18 protein-coding genes are annotated in these 18,776 nt (G+C 68.0%); 5 read left to right on the top strand and 13 right to left on the bottom strand.

Going from position 1 to position 18,776, the window contains the following annotated elements; all coding sequences use genetic code 11:
- Positions 1–199: 199 nt before the first annotated feature.
- Together N8A90_RS13785 and N8A90_RS13780 are read right to left on the bottom strand one after the other, a co-directional pair.
- Positions 200–490 carry a helix-turn-helix domain-containing protein gene (locus tag N8A90_RS13785; protein ID WP_262075475.1) on the bottom strand — a complete coding sequence of 97 codons (291 nt, stop codon included), beginning with the start codon at positions 488–490 and terminating at the stop codon, positions 200–202.
- Positions 474–797: a transcriptional regulator gene (locus N8A90_RS13780; RefSeq protein ID WP_262075474.1), complete on the bottom strand. Its 324-nt coding sequence runs from the start codon at positions 795–797 to the stop codon at positions 474–476. Before N8A90_RS13780 ends, N8A90_RS13785 begins: the two co-directional genes overlap by 17 nt.
- A gap of 101 nt (positions 798–898) precedes the next feature.
- Between N8A90_RS13780 and N8A90_RS13775 the strand changes: the two genes are divergently transcribed.
- The gene (locus N8A90_RS13775; protein WP_262075473.1) at positions 899–3,148 is read left to right on the top strand and encodes a calcium-binding protein; all 2,250 of its coding nucleotides are present in this window, start codon (positions 899–901) and stop codon (positions 3,146–3,148) included.
- Positions 3,149–3,214: 66 nt separating this feature from the next.
- Here N8A90_RS13775 and nth read toward each other — a convergent pair whose 3' ends face one another.
- From nth to N8A90_RS13760, 3 genes are read right to left on the bottom strand one after another with little or no spacing between them, the layout of a single operon-like run.
- Positions 3,215–3,859: an endonuclease III gene (gene nth / locus N8A90_RS13770; protein ID WP_262075472.1), complete on the bottom strand. Its 645-nt coding sequence runs from the start codon at positions 3,857–3,859 to the stop codon at positions 3,215–3,217.
- Positions 3,860–3,863: 4 nt separating this feature from the next.
- On the bottom strand, positions 3,864–5,249 hold the full coding sequence (locus tag N8A90_RS13765; RefSeq protein ID WP_262075471.1) for a type II toxin-antitoxin system HipA family toxin: 1,386 nt from the start codon (positions 5,247–5,249) through the stop codon (positions 3,864–3,866).
- A complete protein-coding gene (locus N8A90_RS13760; RefSeq protein WP_262075470.1) occupies positions 5,243–5,512 on the bottom strand; it encodes a helix-turn-helix domain-containing protein in 270 nt (89 codons plus the stop codon). The genes N8A90_RS13765 and N8A90_RS13760 overlap by 7 nt, the downstream gene beginning before the upstream one ends.
- A 128-nt stretch (positions 5,513–5,640) precedes the next feature.
- Here N8A90_RS13760 and N8A90_RS13755 point away from each other — a divergent pair, with 128 nt between their 5' ends.
- On the top strand, positions 5,641–6,828 hold the full coding sequence (locus N8A90_RS13755; protein ID WP_262075469.1) for a PLP-dependent aminotransferase family protein: 1,188 nt from the start codon (positions 5,641–5,643) through the stop codon (positions 6,826–6,828).
- Positions 6,829–6,832: 4 nt separating this feature from the next.
- Here the strand turns inward: N8A90_RS13755 and N8A90_RS13750 are convergent, their stop codons facing one another.
- Positions 6,833–7,060: a hypothetical protein gene (locus N8A90_RS13750; protein WP_262075468.1), complete on the bottom strand. Its 228-nt coding sequence runs from the start codon at positions 7,058–7,060 to the stop codon at positions 6,833–6,835.
- Positions 7,061–7,117: 57 nt separating this feature from the next.
- On the opposite strand from N8A90_RS13750, the gene N8A90_RS13745 reads away from it, so the two are divergent.
- Positions 7,118–7,468, top strand: a complete 351-nt coding sequence (locus tag N8A90_RS13745; protein WP_262075467.1) for a DUF6172 family protein — start codon at positions 7,118–7,120, stop codon at positions 7,466–7,468.
- Positions 7,469–7,478: 10 nt separating this feature from the next.
- Here N8A90_RS13745 and N8A90_RS13740 read toward each other — a convergent pair whose 3' ends face one another.
- The 6 genes from N8A90_RS13740 to mfd form a co-directional block, all read right to left on the bottom strand.
- Entirely contained in the window at positions 7,479–8,552 is a 1,074-nt protein-coding gene (locus tag N8A90_RS13740) for an Ldh family oxidoreductase (protein ID WP_262075466.1), read from the bottom strand.
- Positions 8,549–10,054 carry a tripartite tricarboxylate transporter permease gene (locus N8A90_RS13735; protein WP_262075465.1) on the bottom strand — a complete coding sequence of 502 codons (1,506 nt, stop codon included), beginning with the start codon at positions 10,052–10,054 and terminating at the stop codon, positions 8,549–8,551. Before N8A90_RS13735 ends, N8A90_RS13740 begins: the two co-directional genes overlap by 4 nt.
- Positions 10,055–10,064: 10 nt before the next feature.
- Positions 10,065–10,532, bottom strand: coding sequence for a tripartite tricarboxylate transporter TctB family protein (locus tag N8A90_RS13730; RefSeq protein WP_262075464.1), 468 nt, complete (start codon positions 10,530–10,532; stop codon positions 10,065–10,067).
- Positions 10,533–10,545: 13 nt separating this feature from the next.
- The gene (locus N8A90_RS13725) at positions 10,546–11,517 is read right to left on the bottom strand and encodes a tripartite tricarboxylate transporter substrate binding protein (protein WP_262075463.1); all 972 of its coding nucleotides are present in this window, start codon (positions 11,515–11,517) and stop codon (positions 10,546–10,548) included.
- 154 nt (positions 11,518–11,671) lie between these two features.
- Positions 11,672–12,382: a phosphoserine phosphatase SerB gene (serB, locus tag N8A90_RS13720; protein WP_262075462.1), complete on the bottom strand. Its 711-nt coding sequence runs from the start codon at positions 12,380–12,382 to the stop codon at positions 11,672–11,674.
- Positions 12,379–15,861 carry a transcription-repair coupling factor gene (gene mfd / locus N8A90_RS13715; RefSeq protein ID WP_262075461.1) on the bottom strand — a complete coding sequence of 1,161 codons (3,483 nt, stop codon included), beginning with the start codon at positions 15,859–15,861 and terminating at the stop codon, positions 12,379–12,381. Before mfd ends, serB begins: the two co-directional genes overlap by 4 nt.
- A gap of 116 nt (positions 15,862–15,977) precedes the next feature.
- Between mfd and ispD the strand changes: the two genes are divergently transcribed.
- Together ispD and ispF are read left to right on the top strand one after the other, a co-directional pair.
- Positions 15,978–16,694, top strand: a complete 717-nt coding sequence (gene ispD / locus N8A90_RS13710; RefSeq protein WP_262075459.1) for a 2-C-methyl-D-erythritol 4-phosphate cytidylyltransferase — start codon at positions 15,978–15,980, stop codon at positions 16,692–16,694.
- Positions 16,691–17,176 (top strand): 2-C-methyl-D-erythritol 2,4-cyclodiphosphate synthase, encoded by a 486-nt coding sequence (gene ispF, locus N8A90_RS13705; RefSeq protein ID WP_262075458.1) that lies wholly within the window; start codon positions 16,691–16,693, stop codon positions 17,174–17,176. Before ispD ends, ispF begins: the two co-directional genes overlap by 4 nt.
- A 111-nt stretch (positions 17,177–17,287) precedes the next feature.
- Here ispF and N8A90_RS13700 read toward each other — a convergent pair whose 3' ends face one another.
- Positions 17,288–18,694 carry a sensor histidine kinase gene (locus tag N8A90_RS13700; RefSeq protein ID WP_262075491.1) on the bottom strand — a complete coding sequence of 469 codons (1,407 nt, stop codon included), beginning with the start codon at positions 18,692–18,694 and terminating at the stop codon, positions 17,288–17,290.
- Between the last annotated feature and the right edge of the window lie 82 nt (positions 18,695–18,776).

Genomic DNA, 18,776 nt, shown 5'->3' with positions numbered 1-18,776 from the left:
GAAGGCGGCACGCACGAAGCCTTGCTGCAGAAGCCCAAGGGCATCTACGCGCACCTGTGGGCCATGCAGGCGGGTGGGCGGCCGATGGAAATGACCGACGTGCCCGCAGCGGAAGCGCAAGGGAGCGCCCCGTGATCCAGTCGCTATGCCCCTCGAAAGCAGGCCAAGGTGAGGCCGGCGACGGGGTGTTTGCTCGCCGTCAGCCCAGCGCCAACAAGGCCTCAGGTGCCGTGACGGCCACCCGCAACAAGGTCTGCGCCGCACCGGTCGGCTGGCGGCGCCCTTGTTCCCATTCCTGCAAGGTGCGCACGGACACCCCCATCAGCCGTGCGAATTCCGATTGCGACAGGCCCATGCTGGCGCGTGCCTTCGACGCTGCAGTCGGCTCGATGCGTGTCACGCGCGCATGCCGACCTGTCTTGAACTCGCGTACCGATTGCAGCAAGTCGTTCTGGAAGCGTTCCATCTCGGCATCAACTTTCTTGGGCATCTTCAAACTCCTTCTTCAGGCGCGCCAGGAATGCGGCGGGCAGATTGTCGAACTTGGCCTTGGTGTAGACGATGAACAGCGCAATCACCCCATCGGTCAACTGGTTGTAGTAGATCACCCGCGCACCACCCCGCTTGCCGCTGCCCGCGCGCGACCAGCGCACCTTGCGCATGCCGCCGGTCCCTTGAATCACGTCGCCAGACAACGGATTGTTGGCGATCCAGACCTTGAACACATCCAGTTCGGCTTCCGTCCACACCTCGGCTGCATAGCGCACGAATACAGGCGTTTCGACGATCGTGTACATGAGAGGATTATACGTCAAAGACGGATAGATCTCCATGCTACAGGAGGCAACCGCCATGCGTGCATGGCTCGCCTCGCTGCATTGAACGCAGAGGTATTTCCATGAATGCAGACCCCGCCATGCGCCACCCAATCTGGGAACTGCTGGCCCGCTACCGCTCGATCTTCAAGGCCGCCTGGCAGCACCGCCACGAACTGAGCGGCCCCGATCGTCTGGCCGATGAAGCGGCCTTCCTGCCGGCAGCACTCAGCCTGCAGGAGACGCCGGTACACCCAGCGCCGCGCCGGCTTGCCCTGGCGCTGATCGCACTCTTCCTCATTGCGCTGACGTGGTCCATCGTCGGCCAGGTCGACATCGTCGCCGTCGCCCCGGGGCGCATCGTGGTGAGCGAGCGCACCAAGGTCATTCAGCCGCTGCAGGTCAGCGTCGTCCAGCGGGTGCTGGTGAAGGACGGCGATCGTGTTGAGGCAGGCCAGCCTCTGGTCGAACTCGACCCGACCAGTGCCAATGCCGACAAGACCAGCGTCGACGAGGAGCTCAAGTCGGCCCAGTCGGAAGTGCTGCGCACGCGCACCCTGATGCAGGCACTAGCGGCGCCCACACAGAACGTCGACCTCGCAGCCAAGCTGATTCCTGCCGTCTGGTCGCCCGAAGACACCCACGCCGCCAGGGCGCAGTTGGCTGCCGAGTGGAGCGACATCACGGCCAAACTTGCCAAGTTCTCGGCCGAGATCGCCCGCCGCCAGGCCGAGATCGCCACCGTTCGCGAGATGGTCGCCAAGCTGGACGCCACGGTCCCCATCGCCCGCCAGCGTGAAGCCGACTTCAAGCAACTGGCCGACCAGGGCTTTATGTCCAGCCACGCCAACCAGGACAGGACGCGCGAGCGCATCGAGCTCGAGCGCGACCTGGCCACCCAGCGCGCCCGGCTGGTCGAGGCCAATGCGGCTTTGCGTGAAAGCGAGAACACCCGCGCCTCCTACCTGGCCGAGACCCGGCACGCCCTGCGCGAACGCGAGGCCACGGCCGACCTCAAGCGCGCGCAAGGCACTCAGGAACAAGCCAAGGCCAACCAGCGCGCCAAGCTCACCACGCTCACTGCGCCAGTCAAGGGCACCGTGCAGCAACTGGCCACCCACACCGAAGGAGGCGTCGTGACCGAAGCGCAGCCCCTGATGGTCACCTACCGCTACACCAGCGGGCAGGGCAGCGACAACATCGTCGACGTTGCTGGCAACGACACCCTGCAATTGATGAACCTGAATGCAGGGCAAGTCACGCTGACCAAGACGGCGTTGGGAAATCTGGAGCTACTCATCAACGCCACGGGAGAACGCATCACGGTCGACAAGGGCCTGGACGTCAATGCGCCAAGCCAGCAATTGGAGAAGGTGCTGTTTGCCGATGGCACGGTGTGGACCCAAGCCGCGATGCAGGCCGCCACGGCCAACGTCACCCCCAACCAGACCTTGATCGGCACGGCCGGCACCGACAACCTCGCCGGCAACCTCGGCAACGACATCCTGGACGGCAAGGGCGGTGCTGATCGGCTGTCGGGCGGCGCGGGCAACGACACCTACCGCTACCGATCGGGCGACGGAAACGACCGCATCACCGAAACGGACAACGGCGGCGGCTTCGATACGTTGGAGCTGCTGGATCTGAATGCCGCCAACGTGCGCATCGTCGAAGGCACCGGTTACGAGACCGATCGCATCATCGACCGCGCCACCGGCCAGACGATCACGTTGGACTTGGCACTCACACCCACCAGCTGGACCAACATGGGTCTGTTCGTGGACCAGGTGAAATTCGCCGATGGCACCGTCTGGGGCACGGCACAGTTGAAAGCAGCGGCCAATGCCAACGAAACGCTCACCGGCACCGCTGGAGCCGACACGCTGGAGGGCTTCGGCGGCAACGACGTGCTTGACGGCGGGGCAGGCAACGACACCCTCAAGGGCGGGACCGGAGGTGACAGTTATCTGTTCGTCCGCGGGGCTGGCTCGGACCGTGTGGTCGAGAACGATCAGACCGCCGGCAGCGTCGACGTGTTATTGATGGGATCGGCGATCACCGCAGATCAGTTGTGGCTTCGCCAATCCGGCAACGACCTGGAAGTCTCGATCATCGGCACAAGCGACAAGATGACGGTGGCGGACTGGTATCTGGGCAGCCAGTACCACGTCGAGCAGTTCAAGACGAGCAACGGAGAGACACTGCTGGACAGCCAGGTGCAAAACCTGGTGCAGGCCATGGCCGGGTTCGCGCCGCCTGCGGCGGGGCAGACAACATTGCCTGCGAACTACCAGAGCAGTCTGGGCACGGTGATCGCTGCCAATTGGCAGTGAGTTGCAGCAAGGGCTGTGGCGGGCGGCGATAGGATCGTCGTCGTCTACCGCGCTGCCCACCTGCAGTCAGCCCTTCGGCGCCGCCGTCTTCGGCTTGAAGTCGCAATACGGCGCCACTGCGCACTGCCAGCACTTCGGCTTGCGCGCCACGCAGATGTAGCGCCCGTGCAGGATGAGCCAGTGATGCGCATGCAGCCGGTATTCGGGCGGCACGCGCTTCTCCAGCTTCAGTTCGACCGCCAGCGGCGTCTTCCCCGGCGCCAGCCCCGTGCGGTTGCCGACGCGGAAGATGTGCGTGTCGACCGCGATGGTCGGCTCGCCGAAGGCGACGTTGAGCACCACGTTGGCCGTCTTGCGGCCGACGCCGGGCAGGGCTTCCAGTTCGGCGCGGGTGCGCGGCACCTCGCCGCCGTGCAGCTCGACCAGCATGCGGCTGGCTTCGATCAGGTGCTTCGCCTTGCTGCGGTACAGGCCGATGGTCTTGATGTAGCCCTCGAGCCCTTCCACCCCCAGGTCGACGATGGCCTGCGGCGTGTTGGCCACCGGGAACAGCTTGCGCGTCGCCTTGTTCACACCCACGTCGGTGGCCTGCGCCGACAGCAGCACGGCGGCCAGCAGCTCGAAGGGGGTGGTGTAGTCGAGCTCGGTTTCGGGTGTGGGGTTGACGGCTTCCAGCGTGGCGAAGAAGGGGGCGATGTTCTCTTTTTTCATGGGGTCACGGGGCGGGGGCAGGAGTGGGGGCGGTGTCGGTGTCGTGGAGGCGCTGCGCGGTCGTCGTCATGCCGGCGAAGATCGCCTGGGCGAGCGCGGGCGGAAAGTCTGGCGGGAGCTGCGCCTCGACGGTGCGCAACACGCCGGGCAACTGGTCGGACAGCTCGTCGCACAGCGCGCGTGCATCGCCCAGGCCGGCCAGTTTGGCCACGCCGTCCCAGTGCCGCGCCTGGATGTCGGCCAGGCCCCAGTGCGCGCTCTTGGCCCGCAGCGCCATCGCGAGCCTGGCCTTCTGCCGGGCGAGCTGGTTCGCGCCGTTGCCGATGATCGGCCAGGCGGAGAGCACGTCGTAGAAGGGCGTGAGCCGGTAGCCGCCGCCGCGCTCCAGGAAGATGGAGAAGTTCTTGGCGTGTCCGTCGGTGGCCGCCAGCAACCAGAACACCATCTGCGCCTTCACGAAGGCGGTCTTGTCGGCCAGCGCGTTGGCGCTGGCGTCGAGCACGCGCAGGATGTCGCGCATGCCGGGGCCGCCGTCGGCCTCGTACTTCTGCGCGCCGGACACGCCCAGCGCCTGGCAGAAATCCTCCTGCGGCAGGCGGGCGATCCATTCGGCGTCGGTGCCCGCGTTCTGCAGCGCGCGGTCGAAGCGCTGCACCACCAGCACCTTGCGCTGGCCGAAGGTGGCGATGTCGCAGTGCGCCGTGGGCAGCCCGAAGGCCGTCATCACGCGCGAACAGAGCCATTCGTTCTCCACCGACTGCTGCATGTCGGCCTGCATGTTGCCGACCAGGCCCAGGGGCAGCTTGAGGATGTGGGTGGTCGGCGTGGCGCCCCGCGGGCGGAACCAGGCCGCGCCGCGCCGCAGCAGCGCGGTCTTCTCCTGCGCGCCGGCGATGGAGATGCGGAACTCCTCGTCGTCGCGCTGGCCCAGCACGCGGCCGGTCGCGAGCGCGCCGTTGATCGCGTGCTCGACGCCGGCGTCGTCCAGCGCCTCTGCCTCGATGCGATCGAATCCGGTCGGCGGAACACCCGGCGGCAGCAACTGCACCGCGCCCACGCATTCGCGGCCGATGGCGGTCAGCAGGTCGAAGGCGTCGGTGCTCGCGGTGGCGAACTTGCCCTGCAGCCGGCGGCGGATGCTGTCGTTGTCGGGCAGCAGGTTGTCGAAGTAGTGCTGCACCACCGGGCCGCGCAGCGGCACGTTCCCGGGGGTCAGCGGCAGCGACAGCGACAGCCGGCGCGCGGCCGGGGAGGCGATCCAGTCGTCGGCATACTGGAAGCGGTGCTCGCCCTCGCGCACCGACCATTCGCCGACGATCTGGCCGTTGGTCCACACGACCAGCGGATGCGGGTGCCGGGCACCGCGGCCGCGCTTCTTCGCGCTCACCATGGTTGGCCTTCCGGGGCCGCCGCAGGGGCGGGGGCCGCGTTGGGGGACGGCAGTTCTTCGAGAACCAGACGGTGCCCCATGAGCGCGACCAGGCGAGCGATCTGGTCGAAGCTGGTCACGCCGGGCGCGGCCTCGATGCGGGCGATGCGCTTCTGGTTCACGCCGAGTCGCTCACCGAGCTCGGCCTGCGTCAGTTGGCGCGATTGGCGCAAGGCGCGCAGCACGGCGCTCAGCTGTTGGCCGGTTTCAAGCGGATAGGACATGGCTACTACCTTTGAATGGTATTTTCAGATTACTATTTTAAAGTAGTAAAGTCAATTGACTACCTGGAAGTGGTATCCGGCCAGCGCCGCTTCGTCCGACAATACGCCTCCAGAAAGTGAAAACCGCCATGCAATTCGCCTCCCGCCTCGACAACGTCGAAACCTCCGCCATCCGCGAACTCTTCAAGCTGCTGGGCACGCCCGGCATCATCAGCTTTGCCGGGGGCTTCCCGGACAGCGCCATGTTCGACGTCGAAGGGCTCAAGGAAGCCAGCGCCCGCGCGCTGGACGAGGAGCCCGGCGGCGCGCTGCAGTACGGCGCGACCGAAGGCTACGAGCCGCTGCGCACGCAGCTCTCGGCCTTCATGAAGACCAAGGGCGTGGAGGTGGCGCCGAGCGGCCTGATCGTCACCACCGGCAGCCAGCAGGCGCTCGACCTGCTGGGCAAGACCATGATCTCGCCCGGCGACAAGGTGATCGTCGAAGGCCCGACCTTCCTGGCCACCATCCAGTGCTTCCGCCTCTACGGCGCGGAACTCATCAGCGCACCGGTCGACGCCAACGGCGTGAAGACCGACGAACTGGAGAAGCTCATCGCCGAGCACCAGCCCAAGTTCGTCTACCTGATCCCGACCTTCGGCAACCCGAGCGGCGCCATGCTGAGCCTGGAGCGCCGCAAGAAGGTGCTGGAGATGGCGGTGAAGTACCAGACGCTGATCGTCGAGGACGATCCGTATGGCGATCTGTACTTCGGCGAGGCACCGCCGCCGTCGATCCTGTCGCTGAGCCAGGACGTGCCCGGCAGCCGCGAGCTCATCGCCCACTGCGGCAGCCTGAGCAAGGTGCTCAGCCCCGGCCTGCGCATCGGCTGGATGATCGCCCCGGCCGAACTGCTGGCCAAGGCGACGATGTGCAAGCAGTTCAGCGACGCGCACACCAGCACCTTCGCGCAGGCGACGGCGGCGCAGTACCTCAAGAGTGGGCGCATGCCGGCGACGCTGGCCCACGTGCGCAAGGTCTACGGCGAACGCGCCCAGGCCATGGGCGCGGCGCTCAAGCGCGAACTGGGCGATGCCATCGAATTCACGCAGCCCAATGGCGGCCTGTTCTTCTGGGCGCGGCTGACCGGTGCCAACGGCAAGCTGGCCGATGCCAACGTGCTGGCGAAGAAGGCGATCGAACAGCTCGTGGCCTTCGTGCCCGGTGCGCCGTTCTTCGCCAACAACCCGGATGTCTCGACGCTGCGCCTGAGCTTCGCGACGGCGAACGTCGAGAAGATCGAGGAGGGGATTGCCCGCCTCGGCAAGGCACTCTAGTAATTCAAGGCGAGCGGTGCAGCCGTGGCGACGAGAGCAGCGCCAGGTTGTCCGCGATCGCGGCGTCCAGGTCGGGCCATTTGCCCGACAGGCGCGACAGCTTCATCACCGTCTGAAGGGCCTGCAGGTCCTTCACGCTCGGCGCGACCTTGATCTGCGCGATGGCCGCCGCCCGATTGCCGCCATTCACCAGCGCCATCACCTTGCCTGTCCAGTCGTTCGCTCGCGCCATCGTTGTCACCTGTTGTCCGTCGGAGCGTCGACTGTACACACGCAGTTAGGATCACCCATGAGAAAAACATTTCAGCTCAAGCCCGAGGGCAAGCACCCGGACCGCCATCTCGAAGCGGTCAAGCACGAGATCCGCAAGTACATCCAGCGCGAGAAGCGCCGCGACCTTCCGAAAGACACGGATTACTGGGCCTTCGACTGCCGCTTCGGCGCCGACGCCGATTCGGCCCAGGCCATCCACGTCGAGGAGATCACCCCGTCGATCGACGCGGTGGTGAAGGCGGAGGGCGCGCAGTTCTACATCGAGATCCTCGCCAGGGCCGCCAAGCGCGGGCCGCGCGGGGAACGCAAGGTGGTCGACAAGTCCGCTGACAGTTCGGCCGACGGCGAAGCGGACGCCGAAGACTGACCCGCCCCGATCAGCGCAGCGCCTGCGCCAGTTGCAGGCCGTAGCGCGCTTGCGCCGCCGCGAGCGAGGCGGCGATCGACGGGTGCAGTCGCACGCCGTCCTTCTCCTGCGACGTGCGGCGCTTCAACCCGCCTTCACCGGGCAAGCGCACCGGCTTGTCGGCATCGACGGGCCGGTTGTCGCGGCAGCGCGCGGCCACATGGTCCATCTGGCGCAGGAAGGCCTCCTTGCCGCCGAAGGCCTGCAGGTCGTGCAGCGTGATGTGCACCGTCGCACCCCAGCCTTCGGGCGGGTCGGCGCGCCCGTGGCCGGCGAGCCCGGCGGTCAGTGTCTCGACCAGCAGCGCCATGCCGTAGCCCTTGTGGCCGTGGCTCCGGCCGCCGACCGGCAGCAGCGTGCCCGGCGGCTGGTCGAACAGGGTCTGCGGATCGTTGGTGGGATGGCCTTGCGCGTCGATCAGCCAGTCTTCCGCGAAGCGCTCGCCGGCGGCGCGCTTGCGGTTGCTCATGCCGTTGGTGGTGATCGAGGCCGAGATGTCGACCATCACGCCGCCGCCCGTCAATGGAAAGCCCATGGCGAGCGGGTTGGGCGTGAAGACGGCCTGCGTGCCGCCGAAGGGCGCGACGCTCGCGGTGTTGGGGTCGGAGCAGGCCAGCAGCATCAGCAGGTCTTCGTCGAGCGCGCGCAGCATGTAGGCGGCGAGGCAGGCGATGTGGTGGCTGCGCCGGATGACCAGCGAGGCGGTGCCGAGTTCGCGCGCACGCGGAATCAGCAGATCGAGGCCCCGATGGACCAACCAAGGGCCCGGCAGGCGGCGGCCGTCCCACAGCACGGCGGCGGGGCGGTCGGACAGCACCTCCGGCTCGCCGTCGCGCGTCATGCCGCCCGACTCGAGTTCCTTCACGTAGCCGGCGAGCAGGGCCAGGCCGTGGGTGTCGTGGCCGAGCAGGTCGCCCTCGACCAGCGTGTCGGCCACGCATGCGGCCATCGGCGCGGCGAGGCCGGCGCGCTGCAGCAGATCGGCCGCGAAGCGACGCAGCGAGTCGGCGTCGTAGAGGGAAGCGGAGTCGTTGGAAGCGGTCATGCGGGAATGGGGCCGGTGATCGGGCGCAGCTTGCGGCGGCGCCAGGTCAGCCAGGCCGAGCCGCCCCACAGCAGCAGGGTGAAGATGGCCAGACCGGCGGCGATCGGCCGCTCGACGAAGGCGAGCCAGCTGCCGTCGGACTTGATCATCGAGGTGATGAAGTTCTCCTCCAGCATCTTGCCCAGCAGCATCCCGAGGATGGCCGGCGCCACGGGGAAGCCGTTTTCTTCAAGCACCCAGGCCGCCACGCCGAAACCCAGCAGGATCCACAAGTCGAACAGCGCGTTGTTGATGGCGAAGGAACCCACCAGGCAGAACACCAGGATGATCGGCATCAGCACGTTGCGCGGCATGCGAAGGATGCGTGCCGACGCCTTGATGCAGGCCCAGCCCAGCGGCAGCATCAGCAGGTTGGCCAGGATGAACACGATGAACACCGCATAGACGTTCTGCGGGTTGTTCATGAAGATCATCGGCCCGGGGTTCATGTTCTTCATGTAGAGCACGCCGATCACGATGGCCGTGATCGAGTCGCCCGGTATGCCGAACACCAGCGCCGGCACCCAGGCGCCGGCCAGCGCGCTGTTGTTGGCGGCGCCGGCCTCGACCAGGCCCTCGGGATGGCCGGTGCCGAATTTCTCGGGCTCCTTCGACAGCTTCTTGCTCATCGCGAAGGACATCCACGCCGCGATGTCGGCACCCGCGCCGGGCAGGATGCCGATCGCCGTGCCCAGCACGCTGCCGCGCAGCGTCTGCACCGGGTACTTGCGCATCAGGCCGCCCATGCCCTTGAACACCGAGCCGATCTGCGCCTTGAACTCCGCCACCTTCGAGGTGTCGAGCGTGAAGCGGATCAGCTCCGAGATGGCGAACATGCCGATCATCGCGGGGATGAGGCTCAGCCCGCTCAGCAGGTCGGGGCTGTCGAAGGTGAAGCGCGGATGGCCCGCGGGGTTCTCCAGCCCGACGCTGCCCAGCAGCAGGCCCAGGCACAGCGTGATCAGCCCCTTGAGCGGCGTGTCGCTGGTGATGAACACCGCGCAGCTCAGGCCCAGCAGCACGAGCCAGAAGTACTCGAAGGAACTGAACTTGATGGCGACCTCGGCCAGCGCCGGCGCGGCAACGATCAGGACCACCGTGCCGAACAGCCCGCCGATGCACGAGAACACCAGGCCGATGCCCAGCGCGGTCTCGCCCTGGCCCTTGCGCGTCATCGCGTAGGACTCGTCGGTGTAGGCCGCCGAAGCGGGGGTGCCTGGGATGCGCAGCAGCGCGCCGGGGATGTCGCCGGCGAAGATCGCCATGGCCGTGGCCGTGACGATCGCGGCAACAGCCGGCACCGGTGGCAGGAAGAAGGTGATCGGTACCAGCAGTGCGGTGGCCATGGTGGCGGTGAGGCCGGGCACGGCGCCCACGAACATCCCGAAGATGCCCGAGAGCAGCATGACGACGAGCACGGTCGGCGTGGCGACCATCTGCAGGGCGAGGATGACGGCGTCCATCAGAGGTCTTTCACCAGGCGAAGCGTTGCAGCAGGCCCCAGGGCAGCGGCACCTTCAAGAGCTTGTAGAAGCAGGTGTGGATCACCAGCGTGGCAGCGATGGCCACCGCCACGGCGAGCAGCGGCCGCACCCCGCAGGCCCACTGCAGCGCCACCAGCACCACCAGGCTGCACACGATGAAGCCCAGCGTTTCGGACAGCAGGATGTAGAACACCATGCTGCCGACGGTGATGGCGAAGGCCGCCAGGTGCCGTGGCGAACGCAGGCCGTCGCTCAGCAGTAGCCAGGGCTGCTGCACGCGCAGCCCTTGCCAGGCCAGCACGGCCGATGCCAGCCCCAGGCCGCCGGCGACGAGCCCCGGGAACAGCGCAGGGCCGTACTGCTGGCCGGCCGCGGGTGGAAAGCCCTGGATGTGCCAGAGCACGGCCAGGGACAGCAGCAGCAGGACGCTGCCGATCAGGCTGTCGTGGATGCGCATCGGTGCGACGCGCTCACTTGGCAATGCCGACGGCCTTCATGGCCGCAGCGGACGCGGCGTCCTTCTCGGCCATGAACTTGCCGAAGTCCCCACGGTCGGCGTAGAGCGCGCCGAAGCCGCGCTGCGCGAGGAAGTCCTGGTAGCCCTTGCCGTCGTAGATCTTCTTGAGGGCGGCGGCCAGCTTGTCGGTCATGTCCTTGGGCAGACCCTTCGGTGCCGCGATGCCGCGCCAGGCGCCGATGTTCCACAGCTTGCCGTCCGCCGCCTTGTAGAGCGGCACCTTCGGGAAGATGCCGTCGGGCTTGGAGCCCATCAGCACCAGCGCGTTGACCTTGCCGGCCTCGATCAGCGCGCGCGCCTCGGGCAACGAGCACGACACCACGTCGATGCCGCCCGCCAGCAGGTCCTGCAGGCCGGGTGCGGCGCCCTGGCTCGGGACCCACGCGATCGCATTCCCTGGTAGCTTGTTGTCGACCAGCCATTGCGCGAGCCCCAGGTGCCATATACCGCCCTGGCCGGTGCCGCTGGCCTTCAGCTTGCCCGGATTGGCCTTGGCCGCGGCGAGCAGGTCCGCAGCCGACTTGATAGGCGAGTCGGCGCGCACCATCACGGCGTTGGCGTCGAAGTTCATTAGCGCCAGCGGCGTGTAATCCTCGCCCGAGAGCTTGGTGAGGCCCGCGTGCCGCATCATGCCGATCTCGACGGTCAGGATGCCGATCGTGTAGCCGTCGGGCGAAGCCGACGCGATGGCCTGGTGACCGACCACGCCGCTGCCGCCGGTGCGGTTCACCACATTGATCGGCTGCTTGAGTTCCTGCTCGAGCTCGGCCGCGATGATGCGCGCGACCGCGTCCGTCCCGCCGCCCGCGCCCCAGGGCACGATCAGCGTGATGGGGCGTTCGGGGTAGGCCGCGAAGGCCAGGCCGGGGAAGGCGGCGGCGGCTGCGGCAGCGGCCAGGACGCTCAGGGATTGACGGCGCTTCATGTTGTCTCCTGCTCTGTGGATCGAGGAATGTCCCGCCGCACATTCTTCGGCGCGGCAGGGCATTCCAACATCCGGGCGGGCTGACCGGAACCTGAACAACCCTAGGTGTCAGGTGCGCCGTTTTCCCTTAAGGAAACCGGTTTCGCCCTCGGCGTCAGCGAAGCACGTCGAGCAGGCGGTCGAGTCCGCCCGATTCGATCGACACCATGGCCTGCGCGCGCACGGCCGGCTTGGCATGGAAGGCCACCGACAGCCCGGCCTCGCCCATCATCGGCAGGTCGTTGGCGCCGTCGCCCACCGCGATGCATTCCTGCGGCGACACGCCCAGCAGCGAGGCCACTTCCAGCAGCGTGCGGCGCTTCTCGGCACCGTCGCAGATGTCGCCCCAGCTCTGCTGCACCACGCGGCCGGTGAGCTGGCCGTCGGCCTCGTCGAGCAGGTTCGAGCGCGCGAAGTCGATGCCCAGCCGGTCCCTCACGCGGTTGGCGAAGAAGGTGAAGCCGCCCGACACCAGCAGCACCTTCAGGCCGGCCGCCTTGCACGCGGCGACCAGCGCGCTCGCGCCCGGGTTGAGCTGCAGCCGCTCGTCGTAGACCTGCTGCAGTGCCGACACCGGCACGCCTTCGAGCAGCGCCACACGGCGGCGCAGGCTTTCCTTGAAGTCCTTGATCTCGCCGCGCATCGTCGCTTCGGTGATGGCCGCGACCTCGGCCTTCTTGCCGACCGCGTCGGCGATCTCGTCGATGCACTCGATGTTGATCAGCGTCGAATCCATGTCGAAGGCGATCAGCTTGAAGTCGGCGAGCGCGAGCGGCGGCGTGAAGCGCTGCACCACGAGGCCGGGCGCGAATTCGGTGGAGCTCATACGGGGGCGGGTTCCTGGTGGGTCTTGGGTTGGCCGAGGCTGCGCAGCACGTCGCGCACCATCTGCGCGCGGTCCTTGGGCTCTTTCAGTTCGCGCTCGATGCGCAGCTTCTCGTTGCCGGCCAGCTTGATGTGCTTGTTCTTCTGGATCAGCTGGATGATCGCCATCGAGTCGATCGGCGGGTCTTTCTTGAAGGTGATGTTGATGACGCCCGGCGCCGCGTCGACCTTCACCACACCATAGGGCCGCGCCAGCACGCGCAGCCGGTGCATGTCGATCAGCGTCTGCGCCTGCGGCGGCAGCTTGCCGAAGCGGTCGACGATCTCTTCGAGCAGCGTGTCGATCTGGTCGGGCGTCTTGGCCGTCGCGAGCTTCTTGTAGAACGACAGGCGCAGATGCACGTCGCCGCAGTAGTCGTCGGGCAGCAGGGCGGGCGCGTGCAGGTTGATCTCTGTCGTGACCGACAGCGGCGCCAGCAGGTCGGGCTCGTGCCCGGCCTTGAGCGCGCGCACCGCCTCGCCCAGCATCTCGTTGTAGAGCTGGAAACCGATCTCCATCATGTTGCCGCTCTGGTTCTCGCCGAGCACTTCGCCGGTACCGCGGATCTCCAGGTCGTGCATCGCGAGGTAGAAACCGGAGCCCAGCTCTTCCATCTGCTGGATCGCATCGAGCCGCTGCGACGCCTGCTTGGTCAGGCCCTCGATGTCCGGCACCATGAGGTAGGCATAGGCCTGGTGGTGCGAACGCCCGACACGGCCGCGCAGCTGGTGCAGTTGCGCCAGGCCGAACTTGTCGGCGCGGCTCATCACGATGGTGTTGGCGGTTGGCACGTCGATGCCGGTCTCGATGATGGTCGAGCACAGCAGGATGTTGTAGCGCTGCGCCACGAAGTCGCGCATCACGCGCTCCAGCTCGCGCTCGGGCATCTGGCCGTGGGCCACGGCGATGCGGGCCTCGGGCAATATCTCTTCGAGCTTCTGGCGCCGGTTCTCGATGGTCTCGACCTCGTTGTGCAGGAAGTAGACCTGGCCGCCGCGCTTGAGCTCGCGCAGCACGGCTTCGCGGATCACGCCGTTGCCCTCGGTGCGCACGAAGGTCTTGATGGCCAGGCGCCGCTGCGGCGCGGTGGCGATCACGCTCAGGTCGCGCAGGCCTTCGAGCGCCATGCCCAGCGTGCGCGGAATCGGCGTGGCCGTCAGCGTGAGCACGTCGACCTCGGCGCGCATCGCCTTCATCGCCTCCTTGTGACGCACGCCGAAGCGGTGCTCCTCGTCGATGATGAGCAGGCCCAGGTTCTTGAACTTCACCGATTCGGAGAGCAGCTTGTGCGTGCCGACCACGATGTCGACACTGCCATCGGCCAGACCCTTGGCGGCTGCGGTGATCTCCTTCGTGGAGCGGAAGCGGCTCATCTCCGCGACCTTCACCGGCCACTTGCTGAAGCGGTCGACCAGCGTCTGGAAATGCTGCTCGGCCAGCAGCGTGGTCGGCGCCAGGAAGGCGACCTGCTTGCCGCCGGTGATGGCGATGAAGGCGGCGCGCAGCGCGACCTCGGTCTTGCCGAAGCCCACGTCGCCGCAGACCAGACGGTCCATCGGTTGCGGCGAGATCATGTCCTGGATCACGGCGTGGATCGCGGCCTTCTGGTCGGCCGTCTCGTCGAAGCCGAAGTCGTTGGCGAACACCTCGTAGTCGGCGGCCGAGTAGCGAAAGGCATGGCCCTGGCGCGCCGCGCGGCGGGCGTAGATGTTGAGCAGCTCGGCGGCGGAGTCGCGGATCTGCTCGGCGGCCTTGCGCCTGGCCTTGTCCCACTGGCCCGAGCCCAGCTTGTGCAGCGGCGCCTCGTCGGCGCTCACGCCGGTATAGCGGCTGATCATGTGCAGCTGGCTCACCGGCACGTAGAGCGTCGCCTTGTCGGCGTATTCCAGGTGCAGCATCTCCTGCAGCAGCGGGTTGCCCTCGGCGTCCTTGCCCTGGCCGAGGTCCATGTTGATCAGGCCGCGGTAGCGGCCGATGCCGTGCGCGGTGTGGACCACCGGGTCGCCGACGTTGAGCTCCGACAGGTCCTTGATCAGCGCCTCGACGTCGCTGACCTGCTCCTGCCGCTTGTTGCGGCGGCGCGTGGTCGGGGCGGTCGCGAACAGCTCGGTCTCGGTGACGAAGTCGATGCCGCGTTCGCGCCAGGCGAAACCCGAGGCCAGCGCTGCCGTCGCGATGCCGATCTTCTCGGCGTCGTCGGCCTCGAACTCGGCCAGCGACTCGAAGGCCGGCGGGCTGATGCCGCTGGCGCGCAGGAAGTCGAGCAGGCTCTCGCGCCGGCCGTCGCTCTCGGCGATCAACAGCAGGCGGTGCGGCGTCGCGCGGATGTAGTCCTTGAGCTTGGTGAGCGGGTCTTCGGCGCCGCGCACGACCGCGAAGGGCGGCAGCGTGTCGAATTCGGCATAGGGCGCGTCCGCGGCCGTGCCACGGATCGCGAGCTGCGCATGCGGCTTGGCGCGCGAATAGAACTGCTCGGCGTTCAGGAACAGCGCCTCGGGCGGCAGCGCCGGCCGCTCCGGGTCGCCGCGCACCAGGCGGTAGCGCTCGGCCGTGTCCTGCCAGAAATGCTGGAAGGCCGGTTCCAGGTCACCGTGCAGCACCACGGTCGCGTCGCTGCCCAGGTAGTCGAACACCGTCGCCGTCTCCTCGAAGAACAGCGGCAGGTAGTACTCGATGCCGGCGGTGGCCACGCCGTTGCCCATGTCCTTGTAGATGCGGCTCTTGGTCGGATCGCCCTCGAGCAGTTCGCGCCAGCGGCTGCGAAAGCGCGCGCGGGCGTCGTCGTCCATCGGGAACTCGCGGCCGGGCAGCAGCCGCACCTCGGGCACGGGGTACAGGCTGCGCTGCGTGTCGGGGTCGAAGGTGCGGATGGTGTCGATCTCGTCGTCGAACAGGTCGACGCGGAAAGGCACCAGCGAACCCATCGGGAACAGGTCGATCAGCCCGCCGCGCACCGCGTATTCGCCCGGGCTCACCACCTGGGTCACATGGCTGTAGCCGGCCAGCGTGAGCTGCGCCTTGAGCTTGGACTCTTCCAGCTTCTGCTTGGTCTTGAAGTGGAAGGTGTAGCCGGCCAGAAAGGCGGGCGGCGCCACGCGGTAGAGCGCCGTGGTCGCCGGCACCAGCACCACGTCGGCCTCCTTCTGGCTGATGCGCCAGAGCGTCGCGAGCCGCTCGCTGATCAGGTCCTGGTGCGGCGAGAAGCTGTCGTAGGGCAGCGTCTCCCAGTCGGGGAACAGGGCGCAACGCAGCTCGGGCGCGAAGAAGGCGATCTCGTCGATCAGCCGCTGCGCATCGTTGGCGTCGGCCGTGAAGATCGCCATCGCGCGGCCGGCCTTCTTCTCGCGTTCGGCCAACTGGGCCAGCAGCAGCGCGTCGGCCGACAGGGGAGGGCGCGGCAGCGTGAATCGCTTGCCGGCAGTGAGAGCGGGGAGATCCATGAAGTGCTTCGAGAAATGCAGAACACCCCGCGTCGGGTGACGAGGGGTGTTGAGAGACGCTGCAATTCTAGAATGGCAGCCCCTTTCCTGTCCGCCGCGCCCCACGCGACCTTCCGATGCACGCCTCCCGCTTCTTCGTCCTCATCCCCAGCGCCGGCTCGGGCAGCCGCGCCGGGGGCGAGACGCCCAAGCAGTACCGGTGCATCGCCGGCCACCCGATGGTCGCGCACACGCTGGAAGCGTTCCGGGCGCTGCCCGGCCGCTTCGCGACCGTGGCCCTGGTCGTGGCGCCGGAAGACCGGGCCGTCGAGGCCGCGCTGCCGCGCTTCCCCGGCGCTGGCGAGGCGCTGCTGCGGGTCGGCGGCGCCAGCCGCGCCGCCTCGGTACGCAACGGGTTGGTCGCGCTGCGCGACGGCGGCGCCTCGCCGCACGACTGGGTGCTGGTGCACGACGCGGCGCGCTGCCTGATCACGCCGACGCAGATCGAGTCGCTGCTCGCCGCGTGCGAGCACGACGCCGTCGGCGGCCTGCTGGCGCACCGGCTCGCCGATACGCTGAAGTCGGCATCGCCCGATGGCCGTGTCGCCGCCACCTTGGCGCGCGCCGACAAGTGGCTGGCGCAGACACCGCAGATGTTCCGCATCGGCATCCTGCTCGATGCGCTGGAAAAGGCAGGCGACGCCGTCACCGACGAAGCCAGCGCCATCGAATCTCGCGGCCTGGCACCATTGTTGGTGGACGGCAGCGCCCAGAACTTCAAGGTCACCTACGCCGAAGATTTCACACTGGCCGAGGCCGTGCTGCTCGCGCGTCGCAACCAGGACACTGCATGACATCGTTCGACATCCGCGTGGGCGAGGGCTGGGACATCCATCAGCTCGTCGCCGGGCGCAAGCTCATCCTGGGGGGTGTCGAGGTGCCGCACACCACCGGCCTGCTGGGCCATTCCGACGCCGACGTGCTGCTGCACGCGATCACCGATGCGTTGCTGGGCGCGGCGGGCCTGGGCGACATCGGGCGGCATTTTCCGGACACCGACGCGCAGTTCCGCGGGGCGGATTCCGCCGTGCTGCTGGCCGAGGCGGCGCGGCGCGCGCGCGCGGCCGGCTGGCAGATCGGCAATGTCGACAGCACCGTGATCGCCCAGGCGCCGAAGCTGGCGCCCCACATCCCGGCCATGTGCGCGCGCATCGCCCAGACGCTGGCCATCGCGCTCGACCGGGTCAACGTGAAGGCCAAGACGGCCGAGAAGCTGGGCCCGGTGGGCGAGGGCCGCGCCATGGAAGCACGCGCCGCGGTGCTGCTGCACCGCTGAAATGAAGCCCACCCCCGATGCGCCTGCGGCGCCTCCCCCTCAAGGGGGCGATACCAGGAGGCCCGGCGAAGCCGGTTCCTCGGTATCCCTGGCCTTGGCCGCGCCGGTCGTTCAGCCCTTTTTGCCGGGTGCCGCGGCGGGCTTGGGTGGCATGGCCCGCGGCATCCGGATGTGCGCCGCGAAGCCGCGCCCCGGCGTGCTGGTGAGCGCGAAGGTGCCGCCCATGCGCTCGATGTTCTTCGCCACGATCGACAGGCCCAGTCCGGCGCCCGCGGCGGAGGTGCGCGCCGCGTCGCCACGGAAGAAGGGCTTGGTCAGCTGCGACAGCGTGGCCGCGGCCACGCCCGCGCCATGGTCGCGTACCTTGATGAGCACCGCCTCGTCGTGCGCCTGGGCCTGGATCGTCACGTCGGCCACGCCGGTCGTGGGCGTCTTGCCGTAGCGCCGGGCGTTTTCGACGAGGTTGGAGATCACGCGTGTGAGCTCGACCTCGTCGGCCATCACCCGCAGGTCGGAGGGTACCTCGACCTTGATCTTCATGTCGTCGTACTCCTGCACGGCGTAGGTGCAGGCATCGACGACGTCGCGCAGCAGCACGGGCTTGAAGTCCACATGGTCGGGCCGTGCGTAGTCGAGGAACTTGTCGATGATCGCGTCGAGCTGGGCGATGTCGGCCGCCATGTGGTTGCGGGCGTCCTCGTCGGCCACGCTCATCTCGGTTTCCAGGCGCAGCCGGGCGAGCGGCGTGCGCAGGTCGTGCGAGATGCCGGCCAGCATGATGGCGCGGTCCTGCTCGATCTTCGCCAGCTGGTCCGCCATGCGGTTGAAGCCGATGTTCACCGCCCGGATCTCGTTGGTGCGCGCCCGCTCGTCGAGCCGGTGCGCCTCGTACTCGCCCTCGCGTACCTGCCGGGTGGCGCGCGAGAGCTGCTTGAGCGGGCGGTTGATGAAGCGCGTGATCAGCGCCGCGCCGGCCAGCGACAGCGCCATGGCCGTGATCAGCCACACCAGCCAGGTGCGCCCCCCCACGCGGCTGAAGCGCGTCGGGTCGAGCAGCAGCCAGTAGGTGTCGCTCTCGATCGTGAAGCCGATCCACAGGCCCTGCTCGTCGTTGACGCGGCTGGCCACGGTCGTGCCTTCGCCGAGTTGGTCGATGAGCTCCTCGGTCACGCGCTGGTCGAGCGCGCCGCTGGTATAGGGCTCGAAGCGGTCATTGGGCTCGCGCGGGAGGATGCGCACGCCTTCCTGGTCGGCCAGGGTCTTGATCAGCGAGACGCGGGTGATCGCATCGGAATAGACGAGCGCGGCGCGCGTCAGGTTCACCAGCGAGGCGATCTGGTGCGCGGTCTGGATGGCGCGCGGCTCGTATTCGAGCGCGCGGAAGGTCTGCAGCCAGGCGACCGTACAGCCGAAGAGCAGCAGCGCCAGCAGAAAGAAGGTGCGCCAGAAAAGGCTGAAGCCGAGCTTGAGCCCGACGCGCCGCTTGGTCTGAGGCGTGCCCTCGAGCGGGCTCGGCATCGTGACCTGCGGGCCATCGTCGGAAAAAGGGGCCGGCTGGGTCGTACTGGGGCCGGCGGCCTCCGCGTGCATCTGTGGCGCT

The organism is Variovorax sp. N23 (assembly GCF_025486315.1).
GTDB lineage: Bacteria > Pseudomonadota > Gammaproteobacteria > Burkholderiales > Burkholderiaceae_C > Variovorax.
The sequence above is the reverse complement of the archived record's forward strand: the minus strand, read 5'-3'. Positions and strand labels throughout refer to the sequence as shown.